This window comes from Streptomyces sp. NPDC029836 (assembly GCF_055574495.1).
Genome location: NZ_JBVHZI010000014.1, coordinates 91,432 through 112,300, shown reverse-complemented (window position 1 = coordinate 112,300; position 20,869 = coordinate 91,432). Strand labels below are relative to the sequence as shown.

At 72.1% G+C, this 20,869-nt stretch carries 21 protein-coding genes; 7 read left to right on the top strand and 14 right to left on the bottom strand.

What is annotated here, in order from left to right; genetic code table 11:
- Positions 1-29: 29 nt before the first annotated feature.
- On the bottom strand, positions 30-2,555 hold the full coding sequence (locus ACZ4XJ_RS30865) for an ATP-dependent Clp protease ATP-binding subunit (RefSeq protein ID WP_362882134.1): 2,526 nt from the start codon (positions 2,553-2,555) through the stop codon (positions 30-32).
- Positions 2,556-3,005: 450 nt separating this feature from the next.
- Here ACZ4XJ_RS30865 and ACZ4XJ_RS30860 point away from each other — a divergent pair, with 450 nt between their 5' ends.
- Positions 3,006-3,665, top strand: a complete 660-nt coding sequence (locus tag ACZ4XJ_RS30860; RefSeq protein WP_468498085.1) for an SCO3374 family protein — start codon at positions 3,006-3,008, stop codon at positions 3,663-3,665.
- Here ACZ4XJ_RS30860 and ACZ4XJ_RS30855 read toward each other — a convergent pair.
- The 12 genes from ACZ4XJ_RS30855 to ACZ4XJ_RS30800 all read right to left on the bottom strand — a co-directional run bounded on the left by ACZ4XJ_RS30855 (position 3,647) and on the right by ACZ4XJ_RS30800 (position 12,678).
- Complete coding sequence (locus tag ACZ4XJ_RS30855; protein WP_281211103.1) at positions 3,647-3,982, bottom strand: histone-like nucleoid-structuring protein Lsr2; 336 nt, start codon at positions 3,980-3,982, stop codon at positions 3,647-3,649. The genes ACZ4XJ_RS30860 and ACZ4XJ_RS30855 overlap by 19 nt on opposite strands.
- A gap of 165 nt (positions 3,983-4,147) precedes the next feature.
- The gene (locus tag ACZ4XJ_RS30850; protein ID WP_362882130.1) at positions 4,148-4,678 is read right to left on the bottom strand and encodes an amino-acid N-acetyltransferase; all 531 of its coding nucleotides are present in this window, start codon (positions 4,676-4,678) and stop codon (positions 4,148-4,150) included.
- Positions 4,679-4,687: 9 nt separating this feature from the next.
- On the bottom strand, positions 4,688-5,155 hold the full coding sequence (locus tag ACZ4XJ_RS30845) for a BlaI/MecI/CopY family transcriptional regulator (RefSeq protein ID WP_362882128.1): 468 nt from the start codon (positions 5,153-5,155) through the stop codon (positions 4,688-4,690).
- Between the two features lie 135 nt (positions 5,156-5,290).
- The gene (locus ACZ4XJ_RS30840; protein WP_362882126.1) at positions 5,291-5,458 is read right to left on the bottom strand and encodes a hypothetical protein; all 168 of its coding nucleotides are present in this window, start codon (positions 5,456-5,458) and stop codon (positions 5,291-5,293) included.
- Between the two features lie 105 nt (positions 5,459-5,563).
- Positions 5,564-6,202: a hypothetical protein gene (locus ACZ4XJ_RS30835; RefSeq protein ID WP_468498095.1), complete on the bottom strand. Its 639-nt coding sequence runs from the start codon at positions 6,200-6,202 to the stop codon at positions 5,564-5,566.
- Positions 6,203-6,406: 204 nt separating this feature from the next.
- Positions 6,407-6,601 (bottom strand): DUF397 domain-containing protein, encoded by a 195-nt coding sequence (locus ACZ4XJ_RS30830; protein ID WP_362882123.1) that lies wholly within the window; start codon positions 6,599-6,601, stop codon positions 6,407-6,409.
- 91 nt (positions 6,602-6,692) lie between these two features.
- Positions 6,693-6,980, bottom strand: a complete 288-nt coding sequence (locus ACZ4XJ_RS30825) for a hypothetical protein (RefSeq protein WP_468498084.1) — start codon at positions 6,978-6,980, stop codon at positions 6,693-6,695.
- 170 nt (positions 6,981-7,150) lie between these two features.
- Entirely contained in the window at positions 7,151-7,960 is an 810-nt protein-coding gene (locus ACZ4XJ_RS30820) for a type III pantothenate kinase (RefSeq protein ID WP_362878958.1), read from the bottom strand.
- A 3-nt stretch (positions 7,961-7,963) separates the two neighbouring features.
- On the bottom strand, positions 7,964-8,932 hold the full coding sequence (gene nadC, locus ACZ4XJ_RS30815) for a carboxylating nicotinate-nucleotide diphosphorylase (protein WP_362878956.1): 969 nt from the start codon (positions 8,930-8,932) through the stop codon (positions 7,964-7,966).
- 1 nt (position 8,933) lies between these two features.
- Positions 8,934-10,697: an L-aspartate oxidase gene (locus ACZ4XJ_RS30810; protein ID WP_468498083.1), complete on the bottom strand. Its 1,764-nt coding sequence runs from the start codon at positions 10,695-10,697 to the stop codon at positions 8,934-8,936.
- The gene (gene panC, locus ACZ4XJ_RS30805) at positions 10,694-11,689 is read right to left on the bottom strand and encodes a pantoate--beta-alanine ligase (RefSeq protein WP_468498082.1); all 996 of its coding nucleotides are present in this window, start codon (positions 11,687-11,689) and stop codon (positions 10,694-10,696) included. Before panC ends, ACZ4XJ_RS30810 begins: the two co-directional genes overlap by 4 nt.
- Positions 11,686-12,678 (bottom strand): Rossmann-like and DUF2520 domain-containing protein, encoded by a 993-nt coding sequence (locus tag ACZ4XJ_RS30800; RefSeq protein ID WP_468498081.1) that lies wholly within the window; start codon positions 12,676-12,678, stop codon positions 11,686-11,688. The genes panC and ACZ4XJ_RS30800 overlap by 4 nt, the downstream gene beginning before the upstream one ends.
- Before the next feature lie 223 nt (positions 12,679-12,901).
- Between ACZ4XJ_RS30800 and ACZ4XJ_RS30795 the strand changes: the two genes are divergently transcribed.
- From ACZ4XJ_RS30795 to ACZ4XJ_RS30780, 4 genes are all read left to right on the top strand, one after another.
- A complete protein-coding gene (locus ACZ4XJ_RS30795; RefSeq protein WP_468498080.1) occupies positions 12,902-14,032 on the top strand; it encodes a threonine aldolase family protein in 1,131 nt (376 codons plus the stop codon).
- Positions 14,033-14,062: 30 nt separating this feature from the next.
- Positions 14,063-14,659, top strand: a complete 597-nt coding sequence (locus ACZ4XJ_RS30790) for a hypothetical protein (protein WP_468498079.1) — start codon at positions 14,063-14,065, stop codon at positions 14,657-14,659.
- Positions 14,660-14,894: 235 nt separating this feature from the next.
- Complete coding sequence (locus tag ACZ4XJ_RS30785; RefSeq protein WP_468498078.1) at positions 14,895-16,016, top strand: DUF5937 family protein; 1,122 nt, start codon at positions 14,895-14,897, stop codon at positions 16,014-16,016.
- A 168-nt stretch (positions 16,017-16,184) separates the two neighbouring features.
- Positions 16,185-17,741 carry a M28 family metallopeptidase gene (locus ACZ4XJ_RS30780; RefSeq protein ID WP_362878944.1) on the top strand — a complete coding sequence of 519 codons (1,557 nt, stop codon included), beginning with the start codon at positions 16,185-16,187 and terminating at the stop codon, positions 17,739-17,741.
- A 57-nt stretch (positions 17,742-17,798) separates the two neighbouring features.
- On the opposite strand, the gene ACZ4XJ_RS30775 is transcribed toward ACZ4XJ_RS30780, so the two are convergent.
- Positions 17,799-18,863, bottom strand: a complete 1,065-nt coding sequence (locus tag ACZ4XJ_RS30775) for an SAM-dependent methyltransferase (protein ID WP_468498077.1) — start codon at positions 18,861-18,863, stop codon at positions 17,799-17,801.
- 107 nt (positions 18,864-18,970) lie between these two features.
- Between ACZ4XJ_RS30775 and ACZ4XJ_RS30770 the strand changes: the two genes are divergently transcribed.
- Positions 18,971-20,173, top strand: a complete 1,203-nt coding sequence (locus tag ACZ4XJ_RS30770; protein WP_468498076.1) for a sensor histidine kinase — start codon at positions 18,971-18,973, stop codon at positions 20,171-20,173.
- Positions 20,174-20,185: 12 nt separating this feature from the next.
- Positions 20,186-20,854, top strand: coding sequence for a response regulator transcription factor (locus ACZ4XJ_RS30765; RefSeq protein ID WP_362878939.1), 669 nt, complete (start codon positions 20,186-20,188; stop codon positions 20,852-20,854).
- The last annotated feature ends 15 nt before the right edge of the window (positions 20,855-20,869 follow it).

Below are 20,869 nucleotides of genomic sequence, written 5' to 3'. Positions count from 1 at the left end.
CCCTTTTCCTGCCAACCAGCGGCTAGCGCCTACACACCCTTGGTGAGGTCCGGGCCCGAGCCCGTCGCCTCGATCGGGGGGAGGTCGGGCAGCGCCGACTTCTCCTCGCCGCGGAAGGTGAACTTGGCTGCCTCGCCCTCACCCTCCACGCCGACGACCACGATGTGACCGGGACGCAGCTCGCCGAAGAGGATCTTCTCCGACAGCAGGTCCTCGATCTCGCGCTGAATGGTCCGGCGCAGCGGGCGCGCACCCATGACCGGGTCGTAGCCGCGCTTGGCCAGGAGCATCTTCGCCTCACCGCTGAGCTCGATGCCCATGTCGCGGTCCTTGAGGCGCTCGTCCACCTTGGCGATCATCAGGTCGACGATCTGGATGATGTCTTCCTGCGTGAGCTGGTGGAAGACGACCGTGTCGTCGACGCGGTTGAGGAACTCGGGCCGGAAGTGCTGCTTGAGCTCTTCGTTGACCTTCGCCTTCATCCGGTCGTAACCGGTCTTGACGTCGCCCTGGGCGGCGAAGCCCAGGTTGAAGCCCTTCGAGATGTCCCGCGTACCCAGGTTGGTCGTCATGATGATGACCGTGTTCTTGAAGTCCACGACCCGGCCCTGGGAGTCGGTCAGACGACCGTCCTCCAGGATCTGGAGAAGGGAATTGAAGATATCCGGGTGCGCCTTCTCGACCTCGTCGAAGAGGACGACGGAGAACGGCTTCCGGCGGACCTTCTCGGTCAGCTGGCCGCCCTCTTCGTAGCCCACGTAGCCGGGGGGCGAACCGAAGAGACGCGAAACCGTGTGCTTCTCGCTGAACTCCGACATGTCGAGGGAGATCAGCGCGTCCTCGTCGCCGAAGAGGAATTCGGCGAGCGTCTTGGAGAGCTCGGTCTTACCGACACCGGACGGGCCGGCGAAGATGAACGAGCCACCGGGACGCTTCGGGTCCTTCAGACCCGCACGGGTACGGCGGATGGCCTGGGAGAGCGCCTTGATGGCGTCCTTCTGGCCGATGACGCGACGGTGGAGCTCGTCCTCCATGCGCAGGAGGCGGGAGGACTCCTCCTCCGTGAGCTTGAAGACGGGAATGCCGGTCGCGGTCGCGAGGACTTCGGCGATGAGCTCACCGTCGACCTCGGCGACGACGTCCATGTCGCCGGCCTTCCATTCCTTCTCGCGCTTGGCCTTCGCGGCGAGCAGCTGCTTCTCCGAATCACGGAGCGAAGCCGCCTTCTCGAAGTCCTGGGAGTCGATGGCCGACTCCTTGTCGCGGCGCACGCCCGCGATCTTCTCGTCGAACTCGCGGAGGTCCGGCGGCGCGGTCATCCGACGGATGCGCATCCGGGAGCCGGCCTCGTCGATCAGGTCGATCGCCTTGTCCGGCAGGAAGCGGTCCGAGATGTACCGGTCCGCCAGCGTCGCCGCCTGGACGAGGGCCTCGTCCGTGATGGAGACGCGGTGGTGGGCCTCGTAACGGTCGCGCAGGCCCTTGAGGATCTCGATCGTGTGGGGGAGGGAAGGCTCCGCCACCTGGATCGGCTGGAAGCGGCGCTCGAGGGCCGCGTCCTTCTCGAGGTGCTTGCGGTACTCGTCGAGCGTGGTGGCGCCGATGGTCTGGAGCTCACCACGGGCCAGCATGGGCTTCAGGATGCTCGCGGCGTCGATCGCGCCCTCGGCGGCGCCCGCACCCACGAGGGTGTGGAGCTCGTCGATGAACAGGATGATGTCGCCGCGGGTGCGGATCTCCTTGAGGACCTTCTTCAGGCGCTCCTCGAAGTCACCGCGGTAGCGGGAGCCCGCCACCAGCGCACCCAGGTCCAGGGTGTAGAGGTGCTTGTCCTTGAGGGTCTCGGGCACCTCGCCCTTGACGATCGCCTGGGCCAGGCCCTCGACGACGGCGGTCTTGCCGACACCGGGCTCGCCGATGAGGACCGGGTTGTTCTTCGTCCGGCGGGACAGCACCTGCATGACCCGCTCGATCTCCTTCTCGCGCCCGATGACCGGGTCGAGCTTGGATTCGCGAGCGGCCTGCGTGAGGTTGCGGCCGAACTGGTCGAGGACGAGCGAGGTCGAGGGGGTGCCCTCGGCCGGGCCGCCTGCCGTGGCCGACTCCTTGCCGCCTCCGGTGTAGCCGGAAAGCAGCTGGATGACCTGCTGCCGGACCCTGTTGAGATCGGCTCCCAGCTTCACGAGGACCTGGGCGGCGACGCCCTCGCCCTCGCGGATCAGGCCGAGCAGGATGTGCTCGGTGCCGATGTAGTTGTGGCCGAGCTGGAGGGCCTCGCGGAGCGAAAGCTCCAGGACCTTCTTCGCCCGCGGGGTGAAGGGGATGTGGCCGGACGGGGCCTGCTGCCCCTGACCGATGATCTCCTCAACCTGCTGGCGAACAGCCTCGAGCGAAATCCCGAGGCTCTCCAGGGCCTTAGCGGCGACACCCTCACCCTCGTGGATCAAGCCCAGGAGGATGTGCTCGGTGCCGATGTAGTTGTGGTTGAGCATCCGGGCTTCTTCCTGAGCCAGGACGACAACCCGCCGCGCGCGGTCGGTGAACCTCTCGAACATCGTTTATCGCTCCTCAGAGCGGTCGGGCAGTTCGGGGTCGGTCCCCGCCCTGTCCTTCCGCATGCTAGTCCCGTGAGGCGGGACAGCTCATTCCAACTGCCGACATCCGTCCACGGCTCACCCCCACATCGGTGAGGAAAACCGGCCGTAAGAGCCGACTACTGCTCCAACCCGATCCTGCGAGACGATGTTCCCGCAGGCCAGGCAGATACCCGTCACACGTGTACGCCGATGGCGAACGGAAGCCGCCCAAATCAGCGTGTCGCCCCGATCCACTAGGAATGTCTTACCCGTAAGGACGGACACTCCATGCCGGTGGGCACCGTTCCCTCCGCTACGGGCGAACACGCTCGTGTCCCGAATGTGGGACTCCACTCTGCGGATGTTTACGTTCCGCATTGTTTCCGCCGCACTGCGTAACCCCGGAGCGTTCCGCGCAGTTGCTCCGGCATGGCCGTCAGCTCCGCGAGCTCCGTCAGTTCCGCCGGCCCCGTCGGCCCGACCGGTCCCGCCGGTTCCGTCGGCTCCGTCGGCTCCGTCGGCTCCGTCGTGGTGCCGCCGCCCCGTGTCCCGCGCGAGCGGGACGTGCGCGCCCCGTGGTCCCACTGGTACGAGGGCGTCCTCGGCTGGAAGCTCGCCGGCGGGTCTCCCGCACAACTCGTGACCGGGGTCCGGTTCGACGTGCTGGAGCTGCCGGCGGATGCCGGGGCCGAGGTGCTGCGCAGGCCCGTCCCCACCGGTCCGGTGGCGTTGGTGGGGCGCAGGATGCGCTTCCTGGTCGCTCCGGGCTCCGCCGAGGAGCTGGAGGGGCTGCTCGACTGGCTGGAGTGGGGCGGGGTGCCCCTCGACCTCGTCGCCGTGGGCGTCGGGGGCAGGATGACCGCTCCCGTGCCGCCGGGCCGGCCGCAAAGCCCTCGGGGGGCCGCCGTGTGGCTGCGGCCCCCCGAGCTGGGGTGCGAGGCATCGCTGCCGTCCCTGCCCGCTCCCGGGCGGGGCACCGGTTCCGGACGGAGCTCCGGTCCCGGTCTCGTACGACTGGTGGCCGCGGCGGCGACGGAATGCCACCGCGCCCGCCTGTGGCGGCGTACGCCTCAGCCCCTGGCTTCGTAGGCCTCTCGGATCTCGGCCGGAACGCGGCCCCGATCGTTCACGCTGAGACCCTGGGCCTTCGCCCACGCGCGGATCTCGGCGGTGTCCGGGCTGCCGGACGAAGCCGCGGCGCGGCCCTTCGTACGGCCGGCGGACGCGCGTCCGCCGGTGCGGCGGCCGCTCTTGGCGTACGGGTCGAGCAGCCCGCGGAGCTTTTCAGCGTTGGCGGTGGTGAGGTCGATCTCGTAGGTCTTGCCATCCAGAGCGAACGTCACGGTCTCGTCCGCCTCGCCACCGTCGAGGTCGTCGACAAGAAGGACCTGAACCTTCTGTGCCACCGGATTTCCTTTCATCGAAAATGCAGTACGCGGAAAGGAAACCGCTTTTGCCAGGAAAACACAAACCCCCGGTGAGAGGTTCAGGAGCTCAACAAGGCGGGAAACGTGCGCGATTCGGACATAGGCCACAGGGCGGCAGGGCCCTGAAAAAGCCGCTGTGATCGTTCACAGGTGGAGAAGCATCCGACTGTTGCCCAAGGTGTTCGGCTTCACTCGTTCGAGACCGAGGAACTCGGCGACACCCTCGTCATAGGAACGCAGGAGCTCCATGTAGACATCGGTCTCGACCGGGGTCTCGCCGATCTCGACGAAGCCGTGCTTCGTGAAGAAGTCCACTTCGAAGGTCAGGCAGAATACCCGGCTCACCCCGAGCCGACGGGCCGTCTCCAACAACTTGGCGAGCACCTGATGTCCTACGCCGACGCCCTTCAACTCGCGGTCGACGGCGAGTGTGCGTACTTCCGCGAGGTCTTCCCACATGACGTGGAGAGCCCCGCACCCCACGACCTGGCCGTCGTCGTCGCGTTCCGCGACCCAGAACTCCTGGATGTCCTCGTAAAGGACCACGGGGGCTTTGTCGAGGAGGATCCGCTGCTGCACGTACTGGTCGAGCAGGTGGCGCAACGCCGGAACATCACGGGTGCGCGCGCGGCGGATGGTCACTGTTTTCGCGTCTGCGGTGGAAAGCTCTCCCATACCCGGACGCTATCGCCCCGGCTCGGGTTCGTGCGCGCCGGACTCCCCTTCGGGATCGGCGGGTGCGGGCTCGGGTTCCGCGGGTGCGGGCTCGGGATCGGCGGGAGTGCCGGGATCGTCGTGCTGAACCACGCGCATGGCGTCGCGGAGGGCTTCGCGCTGTTCCTGGGACATCATGCCGAAGAAGGCGACGAGCGCGGCGGCCGGGCTGTCACTGGTCGACCAGGCTTCGTTCATCAGTGCGGCCGAGTAGGCGGCGCGGGTGGAGACCGCCGTATATCGATAGGCGCGGCCTTCGGCTTCCCGGCGGACCCAGCCCTTCTGATGGAGATTGTCCATAACCGTCATGACCGTGGTGTACGCGATGGACCGTTCCTGCTGGAGGTCTTCCAGTACTTCGCGAACGGTGACCGGGCGGTTCCACTGCCACACCCGCGTCATGACGGCGTCTTCGAGTTCTCCCAAGGGGCGAGGCACACCAGCACGATAGTGCGGAATCGACCGAATTGCCCGACCATTCGTCGGGCAACGCGCGACCAACCGGTTCGGCAACCGCGATCGGGGCGCCCGCCGCGGCCGCTCGCGCCGCCGGTCGCGCCGTTGGGCGCGGTGCTACTTCTGCGGCTGCTGGGCGGCCTCGGCGCGGGCGATCACGGCGTCGACGGCGGCGTCTTCCTTGTTCTTGTTGGCACCGCCCTGGCTCTTCACGATCGTCACGACGAGAGCGATGAAGAACGCGGCCATCACGACGGGGGGCACGAGCGCGGATACGTAGTCCATGCCCCCAGCGTAGCCAGTGCCGTGGCCGCGGAGGTGTGCCGGGTGGCGGTGTCCGGCGGGGCGCGTCGCGGGGCGGCGGGCGACGACCCCGCACCGGTCACGGCATCAGCCGACGGCGCGTCCGGCCGCCGGGGGCGGGGTGGGCTTGCGGCGCGGCGGGAAGACCTCGCCGGGCGTCGGGACGGGCCGGGCCGGCTGCCCGGGGTGCGGCTCCTCGGGCTTGCGGTCCGGGGTCGGCTTCGGCTGCGGCTGCCCGGACGCGGGGGCGCCGGCGGAGCGCGGCCGCCCCTCGGCCGGGGCGCCGGCGGGGCGGGCCCCGTCGCGGCCGCCGGCCAGGGCCAGCAGGCGGGTGCGGGGTGCGGGCGCGGCGGCCGACAGGCGGCGGCGTACGGAGCGCTCCGCGACGGTCCGGGCCCGGGCGAGGACCGCGGCCGCGACGGGGTTGCCGCGCAGCGCGCGCAGGGCCGCGAGGTCGTCGGGGACCGGCTCGTACCCGGCGGCCAGGGCGTCCTGGAGCAGCTCCAGGTAGCCGGGGAGGCTGCCGGGGAGGGCGTCCCGGTAGCGGGCCAGATCGGCCAGCAGGAAGGCTCTGAGCCGGCCCGCCTCCGCGACCGCGTCGTCCACCGACGCCGCGAGGCGCAGGCAGTCCTGTACCTCGGCGGCCGTCAGGGGGGCCGAGGAGGGCTGGAGGGCGTGGGCGAGGAGGCGCCTGAGCACGTGCAGTTCGGCGGCGCCGAACGCCATGCCGCCGCGGGATCCGTAGGGCGTGGGCATGCGCCGAAGATACGCGCTAATCGGACAAAATCCCCCCAGGGTGGGGAATTCCGGCGCGGCGGGAACCGCGGCGGGGCGGCCCGCGGTCCGTCCTGGGCCCGCTCCCGAGCCGTTCTCCGTCCGCTGCCGTCCCGGTCCCGCTGCCGTCCAAGTCCGGTCCGGTCCGGGGCGTCCTCAGTCGGTGGTCTTCACCGAGTGCAGGAAATCGGCCCAGGCGGCGTGGGTGGTGGCCATCACGAGGTGCGCCGGGTCGGCCCGGTCCGCTACCCGTACGAGCCTCCCCGGGGCGGCCGCGACGTAGACGCAGGCTTCCCCGTCTCCGCAATAGGTCGACTTCTGCCAGGCAGGCCGGGCGGCGTTCTCGGTCATGGTGTCTCCTCCGCCGTGGACGAGGGTTCGTGGGGTTCTCGACCGGCACGCTATCCCCGCTCGCGTCGCACTCCGGCCATTTCCGCCAAAATCACAGCGCAAAAATTACCAACGCCGTACGGAGGGCCGCGCCGCGGGTCGGCGCGGAATGCGAGAGCCGGCCCCGGCCGTCATTCCACGGGAAGGCGTACGCGATCTCGTGACGGGAGTCCGGGACGACCAGGTCGGCGGTTTCCACCGACCGGCCCTCACTGTCGAAGCAGGCGCGCTCGACCTCGGTGATCAGCGCGCCCAGGCTGATCCCGAGCAGATTGGCGCGGTCCGGGGTCGCCCGGGGCGACGGCCGGCCGGGCCGCGACGCGTTCGGGCGCCGGGACACGCGGGACGGTACGGGCGTCCCGGGAGGCGGCGAGGCCGTGCGCGGCCGCCTCGGTGCGGAGGGCGTTGCCTGCGCCTGGGACCCGTCGGCGGGTGCGGAGCATCCGTGACGCGCGACGGCCCCCGCCCGGGCGGGGCGGGGGCCGTCGGCGCGGACGCGGGGCGTCCGCGTCAGGCGAACTTGGGCGCGTTGCGCTCGTACACCAGCCGCAGGCCGATCAGCGTCAACCACGGCTCGTGGTCGTCGATCGCCGAGGACTCGCCGAGGACGATCGGGGCGAGCCCGCCCGTGGCGATGACGCGCACGTCGTCCGGGTCGCCGGTCGGGCCCGCGAGCTCCTTGGACATCCGGGCGACGATCCCGTCGACCTGGCCCGCGAACCCGTAGACCACGCCCGACTGCATCGCCTCGACCGTGGACTTGCCGATCACGTTCCGCGGCCGGGCCAGCTCGATCTTGCGCAGCTGCGCCCCGCGCACGCCGAGCGCCTCCATCGAGATCTCGATGCCGGGGGAGATCACCCCGCCCACGTACTCGCCCTTCGCGGACACCGCGTCGAAGGTGGTCGCCGTACCGAAGTCGACGACGATCGCCGGACCCCCGTACAACTCGGCGGCGGCGACCGCGTTCACGATGCGGTCCGCGCCGACCTCCTTCGGGTTGTCCATCAGGATCGGCACGCCCGTCTTCGTACCGGGCTCCACCAACACCGCCGGGACGTCGCCGTAGTAGCGGCGGGTGACCTCGCGCAACTCGTGCAGGACGGACGGCACGGTCGCGCAGATCGCGATGCCGTGGATGCCGTCGCCCAGCTCGGTGCCGAGCATCGGGTGCATCCCCATCAGGCCCTGCATCAGGACGGCCAGTTCGTCGGCCGTCCTGCGCGGGTCGGTCGAGATGCGCCAGTGCTCGACGATCTCGTCACCGTCGAACAGGCCCAGGACCGTGTGGGTGTTGCCCACGTCGATGGTGAGGAGCACCGCTTACACCGCCGCGCGCAGGTCGAGCCCGATGTCCAGGATCGGCGAGGAGTGCGTCAGGCCGCCGACCGCCAGGTAGTCCACACCGGTCTCCGCGTAATCGCGGGCGGTCTCCAGGGTGAGCCGACCCGAGGACTCCAGGGTGGCGCGGCCGGCGACGAAGGCGACGGCCTCCTTCGTCCGCTCGACGGTGAAGTTGTCCAGCAGGATCAGGTCGGCGCCGGCGTCCACGACCTCGCGGACCTGGTCCATCGTGTCGGCCTCGACCTCGACCGGCACCTCCGGGAAGGCCTCGCGGACGGCCTTGAAGGCCTGCGCGATGCCGCCGGCGGCGATCACGTGGTTGTCCTTGACCAGTGCCGCGTCCGACAGCGACATGCGGTGGTTGACGCCGCCGCCGCAGCGCACCGCGTACTTCTCCAGGGAGCGCAGGCCCGGCGTGGTCTTGCGGGTGTCGCGGACCTTCGCGTCGGTGCCCTCCAGGACGTCCGCCCAGCGGCGGGTGGCCGTCGCGATGCCCGACAGCCGGCACAGGATGTTCAGGGCGCTGCGCTCGGCGGTCAGCAGGTCCCGGGTGCGGGCGCGCACGGACAGCAGCACCTCGCCCTTCGCGACCCGGTCGCCGTCCTCGGCGTGCCGTTCGACCTCGAAGGACTCCGTGCAGACGACGGAGAACACGGCCTCCGCGATGCGCAGACCCGCCACGACGCCGTCCTCGCGGGCCACGAAGTCGGCGATGGCCTCGGCCTCTTCGGGGACGGTGGCGACGGTGGTGACGTCGACGCCGCCGTCCAGGTCCTCCGACAGCGCCATGTGCGCGATGTCCTCGACCTCGATCGGGTCCAGGCCCGCGTCCTCCAGCAGCTGCGCCAGCGCCGGGTCCAGGCCGGACTCCTCGCCCTCGCCGCAGCCGCAGTCGTCGCCGCAGCCGCCTTCGTTCTGGTCGATCAGGGGAAGTTCGGGGGTGCTCACGTCACTGCTCCAGGCTTTCGGGGTTGAGGGGGACGTCGACGGACGGGAGGTCCGCGGAGTCGGTGGGGGTGACGACCAGGGCGCGCTTCTCCGTCGCCGACAGTCGCACCACGAGGTGGCGGCGCCAGTCGGCGTCGTCGCGGTCCGGGTGGTCCTCGCGCCAGTGGCAGCCGCGGGTCTCCGCGCGCCGCTGGGCGGCGGCGACCAGGACCCGCGCCACGCACAGCAGGTTGGTCGCCTCCCAGGTCTCCACCCCCGGGACGGCCGTCTTGCCGTGGCTCTCCAGCTCGCCCAGCGCCCTCGCGTACAGGGTTTCCAGGGCCTCGGCGGCCTCGGCCAGCGAGCCGGCGGAACGCAGCACGCCCGCGCCGTTCGTCATGATCCGCTGGATCTCGTGGCGCGCCTCGGCCGGCTGGAGGGGGCCGGTGGCGGGCGCCGGGGTCTCGGGGCGGCTGCCGGACGGCGTGCGGGCGACGATGTCGTCGGCGATCCGCTCGGCGAAGACCAGCCCCTCCAGGAGGGAGTTCGAGGCCAGCCGGTTCGCGCCGTGCACACCCGTGCAGGCCACCTCGCCGCACGCGTACAGGCCGGGGACGGTGGTGCGGCCCTGCAGGTCCGTGCGTACGCCGCCGGAGGCGTAGTGGGCGGCCGGCGCGACCGGGATCGACTCGGTCACCGGGTCGATGCCGTGGGAGCGGCAGGCGGCCAGGATCGTCGGGAAGCGCTGCTCCCACATCTCGGCGCCGAAGTGCCGGGCGTCGAGGTACATGTGCCGCGCGCCCTGCTCCTGCATGCGGCGCATGATGCCCTTGGCGACGATGTCGCGCGGCGCCAGCTCGGCCAGCTCGTGCTGCCCGAGCATGAAGCGCACGCCGTCGGCGTCGACGAGGTGGGCGCCCTCGCCGCGCACGGCCTCCGACACCAGGGGCTGCTGGCCCTCGGCGTCCGCGCCGAGGAACAGCACCGTGGGGTGGAACTGCACGAATTCGAGGTCGGAGACCTCGGCGCCCGCGCGCAGGGCGAGGGCGACGCCGTCGCCGGTGGACACCGACGGGTTGGTGGTGGCGGAGAAGACCTGGCCCATGCCGCCGGTCGCGAGGATCACGGCCGGTGCGTGGACGGCGCCGACGCCGTCGTGCTGGCCCTCGCCCATCACGTGCAGGGTGACGCCGGCCGTACGGCCCTCGGCGTCCTGGAGCAGGTCCAGGACCAGCGCGTTCTCCACGGTCCGGATGCCGGCCGCGTGGACCGCCTCGACCAGGGCCCGGGAGATCTCGGCGCCGGTGGCGTCGCCGCCCGCGTGCGCGATGCGGCGCCGGTGGTGGCCGCCCTCCCGGGTCAGCTCTATCTCGCCGGTCTCCGCCGAGGTGTCGAAGACGGCCCCGGTCGCGATCAGCCGGCGCACCGCGTCGGGGCCCTCGGTGACCAGGAGCCGCACGGCCGCCTCGTCGCACAGGCCGGCGCCCGCCACCAGGGTGTCGTCCAGGTGCTGCTCGGGGGTGTCGCCGTCGCCGAGCGCCGCGGCGATGCCGCCCTGCGCCCAGCGGGTGGAGCCGTCGTCGAGCCGTGCCTTGGTGACCACGACCGTACGGCGGCCCCCGGCGGCGCAGCGCAGCGCCGCGGTGAGCCCCGCGACACCGGATCCGACGACCACGACGTCCGCTTCGACGGCCCAGCCGGGCGCCGGGGCGTGCAGTCGTATGCCGGTTCCGGTGCCGCTGCCCGTGCCGTTGCCGGCCGTGGGGCCTCTACCTGTGGTGCTCACGCGTGTGCTCCGAATTCCAATGGAATGTTGTCGATCAGCCGGGTCGTGCCGACCTTCGCCGCGACGGCCAGCACGGCCCGTCCGGTGAAGCCGTGGTCGACGTCGGCGAAGTCCCGGGGGTCCACCAGCGCCAGGTAGTCCAGCACCAGCGGCGGCTCGTGCCGGCCCGCCTCCTCCAGGATGTGGCGGGCCGCCGCCCGTACGGCGTCCGGCAGCCCGGAACCGGCCGCCGACACGGCGTGCGCGTCGGCGGAGGCACGGATCTCGCCGAGCCGGGCCAGGGCCGTCGCCCGCTCGTCGCTCGCCGGGGCGGCCTCGGCGCGGGCGCGCAACGCGGCCTGGGCGGCGAGCCGGTCGCGGCCCGCGAACAGGGCCCGGGACAGGGCCAGGGCCGTACGCCGCTCCTCGGCCGAGAGGTAGCGGTTGCGGGAGGACAGCGCGAGACCGTCGTCCTCGCGGACGGTCGGTACGCCCGCCACCTCGACGGGGAAGTTCAGGTCGGTCACCATGCGCCGGATCAGGGCCAGTTGCTGGGCGTCCTTCTGGCCGAAGAGGGCCAGGTCGGGGCGGGTGAGGTGGAGCAGCTTCGCGACGACGGTGAGCATGCCGTCGAAGTGGCCGGGGCGGGTGGCCCCTTCGAGGCGCTCCCCCATGGGTCCGGCCGCCACCCGGACCTGCGGGGCGCCGCCCGGGTAGACCTCGTCGACGGCGGGCGCGAAGACGGCGTCCGCGCCGGCCGCTCCGCAGAGCGCGAGGTCGGCGTCGAGGGTGCGGGGGTAGCGGTCGAGGTCCTCGTTCGCGCCGAACTGGAGCGGGTTCACGAAGACGGTCACCACGACCTGCCCCCCGGGGCCGGCTTCCGCGCGGGCGGTCCGGATCAGCGTGGCGTGGCCCTCGTGCAGGGCGCCCATGGTCATGACGACGGCGCGGCGGCCGCTGCGGGGGAGCGCGTCGAGCTCGGCGGCGGTGTTCAGCAGGAGCGGGCCGGTCATCGCTCGCCACCCTCCGGTTCGGCGGCGTCCCCGGGGCCGGCGTCCGGGCCGGGTCCCGTGCCGGGGCCGGCGCCGGTGTCCGTGTCCGCGAGGACGCCCAGCAGGTCCTCGGCGAGCTCGGGCTTGAGCAGTCCGTGGGCCAGGGCCCGGTCGGCGGTGGTGCGGGCCATCGCCAGGTAGCCGGCGACGGTGGCCGGGGCGTGCTTGCGCAGCTCCGAGACGTGCGCGGCGACGGTCCCGGCGTCTCCCCGGGCGACGGGCCCGGTGAGGGCGGCGTCACCGGAGCGCAGCGCGTTGTCCAGCGCGGCGCCGAGCAGCGGGCCGAGCATCCGGTCGGGGTGTTCGACGCCCGCCTTGCTGAGCAGCTCCATGGACTGGGCGACCAGGGTGACCAGGTGGTTCGCGCCGAGGGCGAGGGCCGCGTGGTACAGCGGACGGTCGCCCTCCGCGATCCACTCGGGCTCCCCGCCCATCTCGATGACCAGGGCCTCCGCGGCGAGCCGCAGCTCGTCGGGGGCGGTCACGCCGAAGGAGCAGCCCGCCAGCCGCTGCACGTCGACCTCGGTGCCGGTGAAGGTCATCGCGGGGTGCAGGGCCAGCGGCAGGGCGCCCGCCCGGCGGGCCGGGTCCAGCACGGAGGTCCCGTACCGGCCGGAGGTGTGCACGAGGAGCTGGCCGGGCCGGACCGCGCCGGTCTCGGCGAGCCCCTCGACGAGGCCGGGCAGGGTGTCGTCCGGGACGGTCAGCAGGACCAGGTCGGCCCGCGCCAGCACCTGCGCGGGCGGCACGACCGGTACGTCGGGCAGCATCCGCTCCGCGCGGCGTACGGAGGCGTCCGAGACGGCGGACACGGCGACGGGACGGTGCCCGGCCTGCTGGAGGGCCCGGGCCAGGGCGGGACCGACACGACCGGCGCCGACGACGCCGACGGCGAGTCGGGCGGGGCGGTCGGACGGATCCCGGGACTCCGTCTGATGGGGTGCGTTCACGCGGGGAAAGCCTTCCGTTCCAGTCCGCGGGGGGTACCGGACGATACGCCGCCATGCTAGCCCCTGGGGGGCGGGGGCGATCGGCGGCGAGGGGGGGCGGGGCCGGGGGCCGGGCCGAGCGGCGGGTGGGGGCGGGTGCGGTGCGGGTGGGTTTGCGGGTGGGTTGCGGGTGGGGGGCTCAAAGGGCTCGGGGCGGGCGGCGCGATCGGCGATGATCAGGGGCATGACTGACGACGCGGAACGCGTGAAGCGGCTGGTGGCGGCCTGGCGGGGGGCCGAGCGGACCCTCTCGCACAGCTTGCTGGAGCCCACGCTCGGCGAACTGCTGGCGGGGCTCGCCGAGGCCCCGTACGACATGGACGCGCCGGCCGACCTGTACGGAGACGGCGTCGTCGCCGACCTGGAACGCCGCGTCGCCGACCTGCTCGGCACCGAGGACGCCGCGTTCTTCCCCTCCGGAACGATGGCCCAGCAGATCGCGCTGCGCTGCTGGGCGGGCCGCACCGGCAGCCCGGTCGTCGCCCTGCACCCCATGAGCCACCCGGAGCGCTGGGAGGGCGGCGCCCTGTCCGTCGTCTCCGGGCTGCGCACCGTCCACCCGGTGGCGGAGGCCCGCCAGCCCATCGCCGCCGAGGTCCGCGAGCACCCGGAGCCCTTCGGCACCCTGATGCTGGAGCTGCCCCTGCGCGACGCCGGGTTCCTGCTGCCCGCCTGGGAGGAGCTGACGGAGCTGGTCGACGCCGCCCGGGAGCGGGACGCGGTCGTCCACTTCGACGGGGCCCGGCTGTGGGAGACCACCGTCCACTTCGGCCGCCCGCTGCCGGAGATCGCGGCGCTCGCCGACTCCGTGTACGTCTCCTTCTACAAGTCCCTCGGCGGCCTGAGCGGCGCCGCCCTGGCGGGCTCCCGGGCCTTCGTCGAGGAGACCCGGATCTGGCGCCACCGGTACGGGGGCCAGATCTTCCGCCAGTTCCCCCAGGCCCTGTCGGCCCTGGCCGGCCTGGCCGAAGAACTGCCCCGCCTGCCGTCGTACGTCGCCGGGGCCCGGATGGTCGCCGAAGCCATGCGGGAGGGCTTCGCGGAGGCCGGCCTGCCCTGGTTCCGGGTCAACCCGGAGGTGCCGCACACCCACCAGTTCCAGGTGTGGCTCCCCTACGAGGCGGACCGCCTCACGGAAGCGGGCCTGCGCCTCGCGGAGGACACGGGCACGGTCCTCTTCCGCCGCTGGTCCCCCGACGGCCCGCCGGGCCTCGCGATGACCGAACTCGAAGTCACCGCCCCGGGCCTGACCTGGACCCCGCAGGACGTCCGGGAGGCGGTGGCGGGGTTCGTGGAGCGGGTGGAGGGGGTGTAGGGGCGGTGGGGGCGGACGTACGCTTCCGGGATGGGGGACGTGGGGACGGGGGCGGGGGTCGGGGCGGGGCCCGAGCCCGAGGGCCGGGACGCGACGCACGCCGGGTGCCGCCGCGTTCACGGGTACGAGGCGCGTGCGCGGTGCCTTCCCGAGCCGTGGATGTGCGACGCCTTCCACATCGACGGCAGCCTGCGGGACGTCCGGGTCCTCGACGTGGGCCGCGCCGAGTGGGTCGCGGTCCTCGACCACCTGCGGTCCGTGGCCGACGAGACCGAGGTGGAGCACCCGTACGACCAACTCGATCCGCTGCGGCCCGCCGTGGCCGACCTCTTCCGCGTCCAGTGGGACGAACCGGAGGGCGAGGGAACGAACTTCGCCTTCCGGGCCCGGTTCGACGCCGTGTGGTTCTTCGCCCTGCCCCACGACGAGGAGGAGATCGAGTTCTCCCTGTGGCCCGACGACGTCGTCGACGCCGCCGGCGTGGCGGCCGTACTGCGCTTCCTGACCGAGGTCGGCACGGCCTGCGGACACCGCGTGCTGCTCACGGGCGAAACGGCCCGGTACCACCCGGACCTGCCCACCCTGATCCACCACGACCCCACGACGGGCCTCGGCCACGGGATCTGAGCACCCCGCGCCGCCTCCCCACATCCCCGCCTCCCCGCGCCGCACCGCCCGCCGCCGCGCCCCAGTGGATCCGCCCTCCTCACCCCCTCGGCGGCAGGCTGCCGTTCGATTGACGGTTCGCGTCAATCGATGCCTCCCACCTGCGGCGGAGTCCTCGTACGGGTCGCTCGGACGGCGGTGTCGGGGAGGGCACCCCGGGCCGCGCCGGCGCGGTCGGTCGGGACAGAATGGGGCGGTGAGCGTCACCATCGACATCGCCGGACTACCCGCGGAACGGATCGGCTTCGCGCCGTCCCCGCTCGCCGAGCTCTGCATGGCCCTGCACGCGCTCTCGCAGCCCGCCCACCACCCGGGGCTGAACTCCTGGACGGCGGCCACGACCGCCTCCCTCGATTCCTGCCTGGCCGACCGGCTGTTGGAAGCCGACTTCATGTGGCGCGGTTCGTTCTCCGACATCTTCATGGCCTTCGCCGGCGTCCCCGGCGCCGGCCTGCCGGCCGCGACGCTGGCCGAGGAGCTCGACGTCCTCGACCGGATGGACGACGAGCGGTTCGTGATGGCCGCCCTGGAACACTGCCGGCCGGCCCTCTACAACGAGGGCGGCGGCCCGTCCCCGCTGCGTGATCCGGCGGCCCGGGCGAAAGCCCTGGACACGGCGGCGGCGCGCGGGCCGCGGCAGTTGGCGTTCTCGCTGCGGCTGATGGACGACACGGCCGGCGTACGGATCTGGTTGCGGCGGCTGTTGGAGGACTGCGACGAGGCGTTCTTCGCCGAGACCTGGCGGCGGATCGGTCCCCGGCAGAGCGCGGACGCCCGGCACAAGGCGGAGGTGCTGCGCCGCAAGGGCCTGCCGGCGGCGCTGCGGGAGGTGTCGACGGCGTTGAGCGTCGACAAGGAGCAGCGGACGATAACCGCCGACAAGATGGTGCACGGCCAGGCCACCGCCACGGATCCGCGGATCGGGGCCGGGCTGGTCTTCGTACCGACCGATTTCGGCTGGCCGCACCTGCTGGTGCTGCACGCGCCGGGTTGGCGTCCGGTGGTCCACTATCCGCTGGATTCCCCGCAACCGGCTTCCTCGCCGGGCTCGGTGGAGTTGCTCCAGCGGCGCATGGAGGCGTTGGCCCATCCGATGCGGATGCGGCTGTGCCGCAGTTTGGCGCGGGCCCCGTACACGACGAGCGAGTTGGCGACGGTGTACGGCATATCGGCACCGGAGGTGTCCCGGCACCTGACGGTCCTGAAGAAGGCCGGATTGTTGCGTACGTGGCGCCAAGGGCGCTATGTGCAGCATCAGTTGGATCTGTCCGTGGTCGCGCGGATAGGTTCCGATTTCATCGAGGGCATTCTTCGTTGACCTTTCTGCGGACGTTGACCGGATTCCTCCGGTGCAGACGCACCGATATACGGATTTCACAAACCGGAAGCAGTGAAAACTCTGGCGAGAACGGCCTGTTGCTGCCTAACGTGCGTCCACCACTCCCCCACGCACCGTGCGATGCGCACCTGCTGTGAAAGGACCTTCATGCCCTCTCGCCGTATAGCCGCAGCCACCGCCGCACTGGCGGCCGCGGCCCTCGTCTCCCCGCTGTTGCTCGCCGGACCCGCCGGTGCCACCGGAAGTCCGCAGAGCGATGCCGCCCGGGGTGACGCGCTGGCCAAGAAGCTGGTCAAGGAGGCGACCGGGAAAGGCGCCAACAACCACCTGAAGGTGTTCCAGTCGATCGCGGATTACAACAAGGGCAATCGGGTCGCTGGTTCCAAGGGGCACGTGCAGTCGGCGCAGTACGTCGAGGCCGTGCTGAAGGGCGCCGGTTACAAGGTCACGAAGAACGAGTTCGACTTCGTCTACGTCGAGGCGATCGCCGAGAAGCTCTCGGTGAACGGCGACAACGGCCGCGACATCCCGATCCACTTGATGACGTACACGGCGAGCGGCCCGGAGGAGGGCGTGACCGCGCAGGTCGCGGTGGCCCCGGTGGACGCCGACGGGACGAACGGCTGTGAGCCCGGCGACTTCGCGGCGGGTGCCTTCACGGGCCGGATCGCGCTCGTCCAGCGCGGCGGCTGCACCTTCGCGGTGAAGCAGGAGAACGCGGCGGCCGCGGGCGCGGTCGGCACCATCATCTACAACAACACCGACGGCGCCCTCAACGGCACCCTCGGCGACGCGAACGCGGGGAAGGTCCCGACCGGCGGCATCACGAAGGCCGACGGCGAGAAGCTGGCCGCGGACGTGGCGGCCGGGCCGGTCGAGGTGACCCTCGACATCCGTGAGCTGCGCGAGAACCGCAAGACGTACAACGTGATCGCCGAGACGAAGGGCGGCGACGAGAACAACACCGTCTTCCTCGGCGCCCACCTGGACTCGGTCGCGGCCGGTCCCGGCATCAACGACAACGGCTCCGGTTCGGCCGGCATCCTCCAGGTCGCGCAGCGCCTGGCGAGCCAGCAGACGAAGATCAAGAACAAGGTCAAGTTCGGTTGGTGGTCGGCGGAGGAGTACGGCCTGCTCGGCTCCGAGGCGTACGTCGCCTCCCTCACCGAGGAGCAGAAGAAGCAGATCAAGCTGTACCTGAACTTCGACATGATCGGTTCGCCGAACGCCGCCTACTTCGTCTACGACGGCGACGACTCGGACGCGACGGGCGCGGGCCCCGGCCCGGCGGGCTCGGCGCAGCTGGAGAAGGGGATCACCGACTTCCTCGACTCCAAGAACATCCCGCACGAGGGCACGGACTTCTCGGGCCGCTCGGACTACGGCCCGTTCATCGAGGTCGGCATCCCGTCGGGCGGTACGTTCACCGGCGCCGAGGGCATCAAGTCGCCGGAGCAGGCCGCGAAGTTCGGTGGTCAGGCGGGTGTCGCCTACGACGTGAACTACCACGGCAAGGGTGACGACATCACGAACATCGACCAGAAGGCGCTCGACATCAACGTCGACGTCATCGCGAACGCGGTCGGCCACTACGCCCACGACCTGGCCCCGCTGTCGCAGCCGGTCGTCTCGCAGCCGACCACCCCGGGCACGGGCAGTGGCGGCGGCCTGCACGAGGGCCACGGGCACGAGGTCACCAAGTAACGACGAGATCGCCGAGCGCCCGCGAGGGCGCCCGGTGACCAGGGGCCGGGATTCCCGTCAGGGGGTCCCGGCCCCTGCCGCGTCCCCGGCCCCGTCGGCCGACCCGAAGCCCACCCCGCCCCCCGCCCCGCCCGGCCAGGGCGGTACGCCGACCGGCTGGATCAGCCAGCCGAAGTCGCCGAGGCCGCCGCGGGCGGTGAGTTCCGCCGCCTCGCCCGCCGCCGACAGGGCCCGGACGTACGCCGCCGGGTCGGTGGAGGCCAGGGCCAGTGGCGGGCGGCCGCCCGAGACGCCGAGGGCGGTCAGCGCCTCGCGCTGGGTGAGCAGGGTCGCGCCCGGCCCCGCGCAGGCGTCGAGCGCGACGTGCGCGGTGACGTCGCAGCCGCCGTCCGGGACGGGGGCCACCTCGCGGCCCGCCCGGAAGCCGGTCAGGGTGCCGTACGGGGGGCGGGCCTCGCGGGTGTGGCAGTAGTCCACGGCCACCGCCAGGCCCCGGTCCAGGGTGGCGACGGCCGCCGCCCAGGCCTGGTCCCGGGGCAGGCCGATCTCGGCCCGTCCGGTGCGTGAACCCGTCGGCCACCACCGATCCAGCCAGGCCCGGTCCGCCGCGTCGAGCGGGCCGCCCGGGCTCTCCGTACCGTCCGTGGCGACCAGCACGTACCGGCCGTCCTGCGCGACGTCCAGCGGTACGTTGTCCAGCCACTCGTTCGCGAAGAGCAGCCCGGTCGTCCCCGCCGGCGGCTCGGCGACCCACCGGATCCGCCGGTCCGGCCCGCCCGGGGCGGCCGGGTCCGGCGCCGCCGCGCGTTCCACGGCGTACGGGCGCACCCGCGCGGCCGTCGCGGCCGGCAGGGCCGCGAGGACGCCGGTCAGCAACTCGCCGCGGCCCGCCCCCACGTCCACCAGGTCGAGCCGCTCCGGCCGGCCGAGTTCGGCGTCCACGGCGCACAGCAGTCGGGCCACGGCCCGCGCGTACAGCGGGGAGGCGTGCACGGAGGTACGGAAGTGACCGGCGGGGCCGGGCCCGCCCGGGCGTACGTAGAACCCGTCCGGGCCGTACAGCGCGGTCTCGGTCGCCGGCCGCCAGCGGACCGGCCCGGGGGTGTCGTCCAGAGCGCTCATCACACGAAGGTTAGGCTCACCCTCCACCTTGCGGAGTACGCCCCCGTCAGAGGGATCGCTCCTGTGGTTGACTCCAGCACCTATCTCCTTTCCCTACTCTGGGTGACGTGCAGCGCCTCTACGATTTGATCCGCAGACACCCGACGGGCGTCGACAGCTTCTGGGCTGTCCTCTTCTTCGGGATCTCGATGATCGCCGTGGTGGAGAACCCCGAGACGAGCACGCCGCTGCGCCTGGCCACGGTGCCCGTCGTGCTGGCGCTGACGACCGCCCTGGCGCTGCGCCGCAAGTGGACGCAGGCCATGTTCTGGACCACGGTCGGCGCGGGCGTCTGGCAGCTGGCCTTCGGCATCGAGGCGCAGGTCTGCGACGTCGCGATGCTGGTCGTGCTGTTCACGGTCGCCGCCGGGGACGTGCCGCGCTGGGTCTCGCGCGCCGCCCTGGGCGTCGGGCTGCTGGCCTCCCCCGTGTACTTCGTGCGGTTCGGCGTGGACAAGGGGCTCAGCTTCACGCAGAGCGTCACCTTCGCGCTGATGGTGATCGTGCCGTTCGCCCTGGCCTGGGTGACGGGAGACTCGCTGCGCACCCGGCGGGCCTATTACGCCCAGCTCGTGGAGCGCAACCAGCGGCTGGAGAAGGAGCGCGAGGCGCAGGCGAAGGTGGCGGTGGCCGCCGAGCGCGCCCGCATCGCCCGCGAGCTGCACGACGTCGTCGCGCACAACGTGTCGGTCATGGTGGTCCAGGCCGACGGCGCCGCGTACGTCATGGACGTGGCCCCGGAGCAGGCCAAGGAGGCCCTCCAGACCATCTCCGGGACGGGCCGCCAGGCCCTCGCCGAGATGCGCCGCCTGCTGGGCGTGCTGCGCACCGGGGAGCCGCAGGACTCCGAGGACTACGTGCCGCAGCCGGACGTCGAGCAGATCGAGGTGCTGGTCGAGCAGGTACGGGCGTCCGGACTGACGGTGGACTTCGTCGTCGAGGGCACGCCGCGGAAGCTGCCGAGCGGGGTCGAGCTGACCGCGTACCGGATCGTGCAGGAGGCGCTGACGAACACGCGCAAGCACGGCGGCCCCGAGGCCGGGGCGAGCGTCCGGCTGGTCTACTTCGACGACGGGCTGGGCCTGCTCGTCGAGGACGACGGCCGGGGCGCGGCACACGAGTTGTACGAGGACGGCGGCGCGGACGGCGCCGGACACGGTCTGATCGGCATGCGGGAGCGCATCGGTATGGTCGGAGGAACCCTGGACGCGGGACCGCGGCCCGGCGGAGGCTTCCGCATCAGTGCTTTGCTCCCGCTCAAGAAGAGGTAGAGGTATTCACCGATGTCCATCCGAGTGATGCTGGTCGACGACCAGGTGCTGCTGCGCACCGGCTTCCGGATGGTGCTCGCCGCCCAGCCGGACATGGAGGTCGTCGCCGAGGCGGGGGACGGCCTGGAGGCGTTGGAGGTGCTGCGGGCGACGAAGGTCGACGTGGTGCTGATGGACGTGCGCATGCCGAGGCTCGACGGGGTCGAGGCGACCCGGCGGATCTGCGAGCCGCAGGAGCACCCGAAGGTCATCATCCTGACCACCTTCGACCTGGACGAGTACGCCTTCTCGGGGCTCAAGGCGGGGGCGAGCGGGTTCATGCTGAAGGACGTTCCGCCCGGGGAGCTGCTGGCCGCGATCCGTTCCGTGCACAGCGGGGACGCGGTCGTGGCGCCGTCGACGACCCGGCGGCTGCTGGACCGGTTCGCCCCGATGCTGCCGACGACGACGAACGAGCCGAAGAACAAGGACGTCGAGCGGCTGACGGAGCGCGAGCGCGAGGTCATGCTGCTGGTCGCCCAGGGCCTGTCGAACGGCGAGATCGCGGCCCGGCTGGTCCTGTCGGAGGCGACGGTGAAGACGCACGTGGGCCGCATCCTGACGAAGCTGAGCCTGCGCGACCGGGTCCAAGTCGTGGTCCTGGCGTACGAGACGGGCCTGGTCCGCGCGGGCGGCATGTAGCGGGCCGGCACCGGG

Bases quoted from the DNA above. Each gene is read 5' to 3' on its own strand.
- ACZ4XJ_RS30795 (WP_468498080.1), top strand. From the start codon at position 12,902: ATGACTGACGACGCGGAACGCGTGAAGCGGCTGGTGGCGGCCTGGCGG.
- ACZ4XJ_RS30830 (WP_362882123.1), bottom strand. From the start codon at position 6,601: ATGACCGAGAACGCCGCCCGGCCTGCCTGGCAGAAGTCGACCTATTGC.
- ACZ4XJ_RS30780 (WP_362878944.1), top strand. From the start codon at position 16,185: ATGCCCTCTCGCCGTATAGCCGCAGCCACCGCCGCACTGGCGGCCGCG.
- ACZ4XJ_RS30775 (WP_468498077.1), bottom strand. From the start codon at position 18,863: ATGAGCGCTCTGGACGACACCCCCGGGCCGGTCCGCTGGCGGCCGGCG.
- ACZ4XJ_RS30850 (WP_362882130.1), bottom strand. From the start codon at position 4,678: ATGGGAGAGCTTTCCACCGCAGACGCGAAAACAGTGACCATCCGCCGC.
- ACZ4XJ_RS30840 (WP_362882126.1), bottom strand. From the start codon at position 5,458: ATGGACTACGTATCCGCGCTCGTGCCCCCCGTCGTGATGGCCGCGTTC.
- ACZ4XJ_RS30860 (WP_468498085.1), top strand. From the start codon at position 3,006: ATGGCCGTCAGCTCCGCGAGCTCCGTCAGTTCCGCCGGCCCCGTCGGC.
- panC (WP_468498082.1), bottom strand. From the start codon at position 11,689: ATGACCGGCCCGCTCCTGCTGAACACCGCCGCCGAGCTCGACGCGCTC.
- ACZ4XJ_RS30790 (WP_468498079.1), top strand. From the start codon at position 14,063: ATGGGGGACGTGGGGACGGGGGCGGGGGTCGGGGCGGGGCCCGAGCCC.
- ACZ4XJ_RS30765 (WP_362878939.1), top strand. From the start codon at position 20,186: ATGTCCATCCGAGTGATGCTGGTCGACGACCAGGTGCTGCTGCGCACC.
- ACZ4XJ_RS30835 (WP_468498095.1), bottom strand. From the start codon at position 6,202: ATGGCGTTCGGCGCCGCCGAACTGCACGTGCTCAGGCGCCTCCTCGCC.
- ACZ4XJ_RS30865 (WP_362882134.1), bottom strand. From the start codon at position 2,555: ATGTTCGAGAGGTTCACCGACCGCGCGCGGCGGGTTGTCGTCCTGGCT.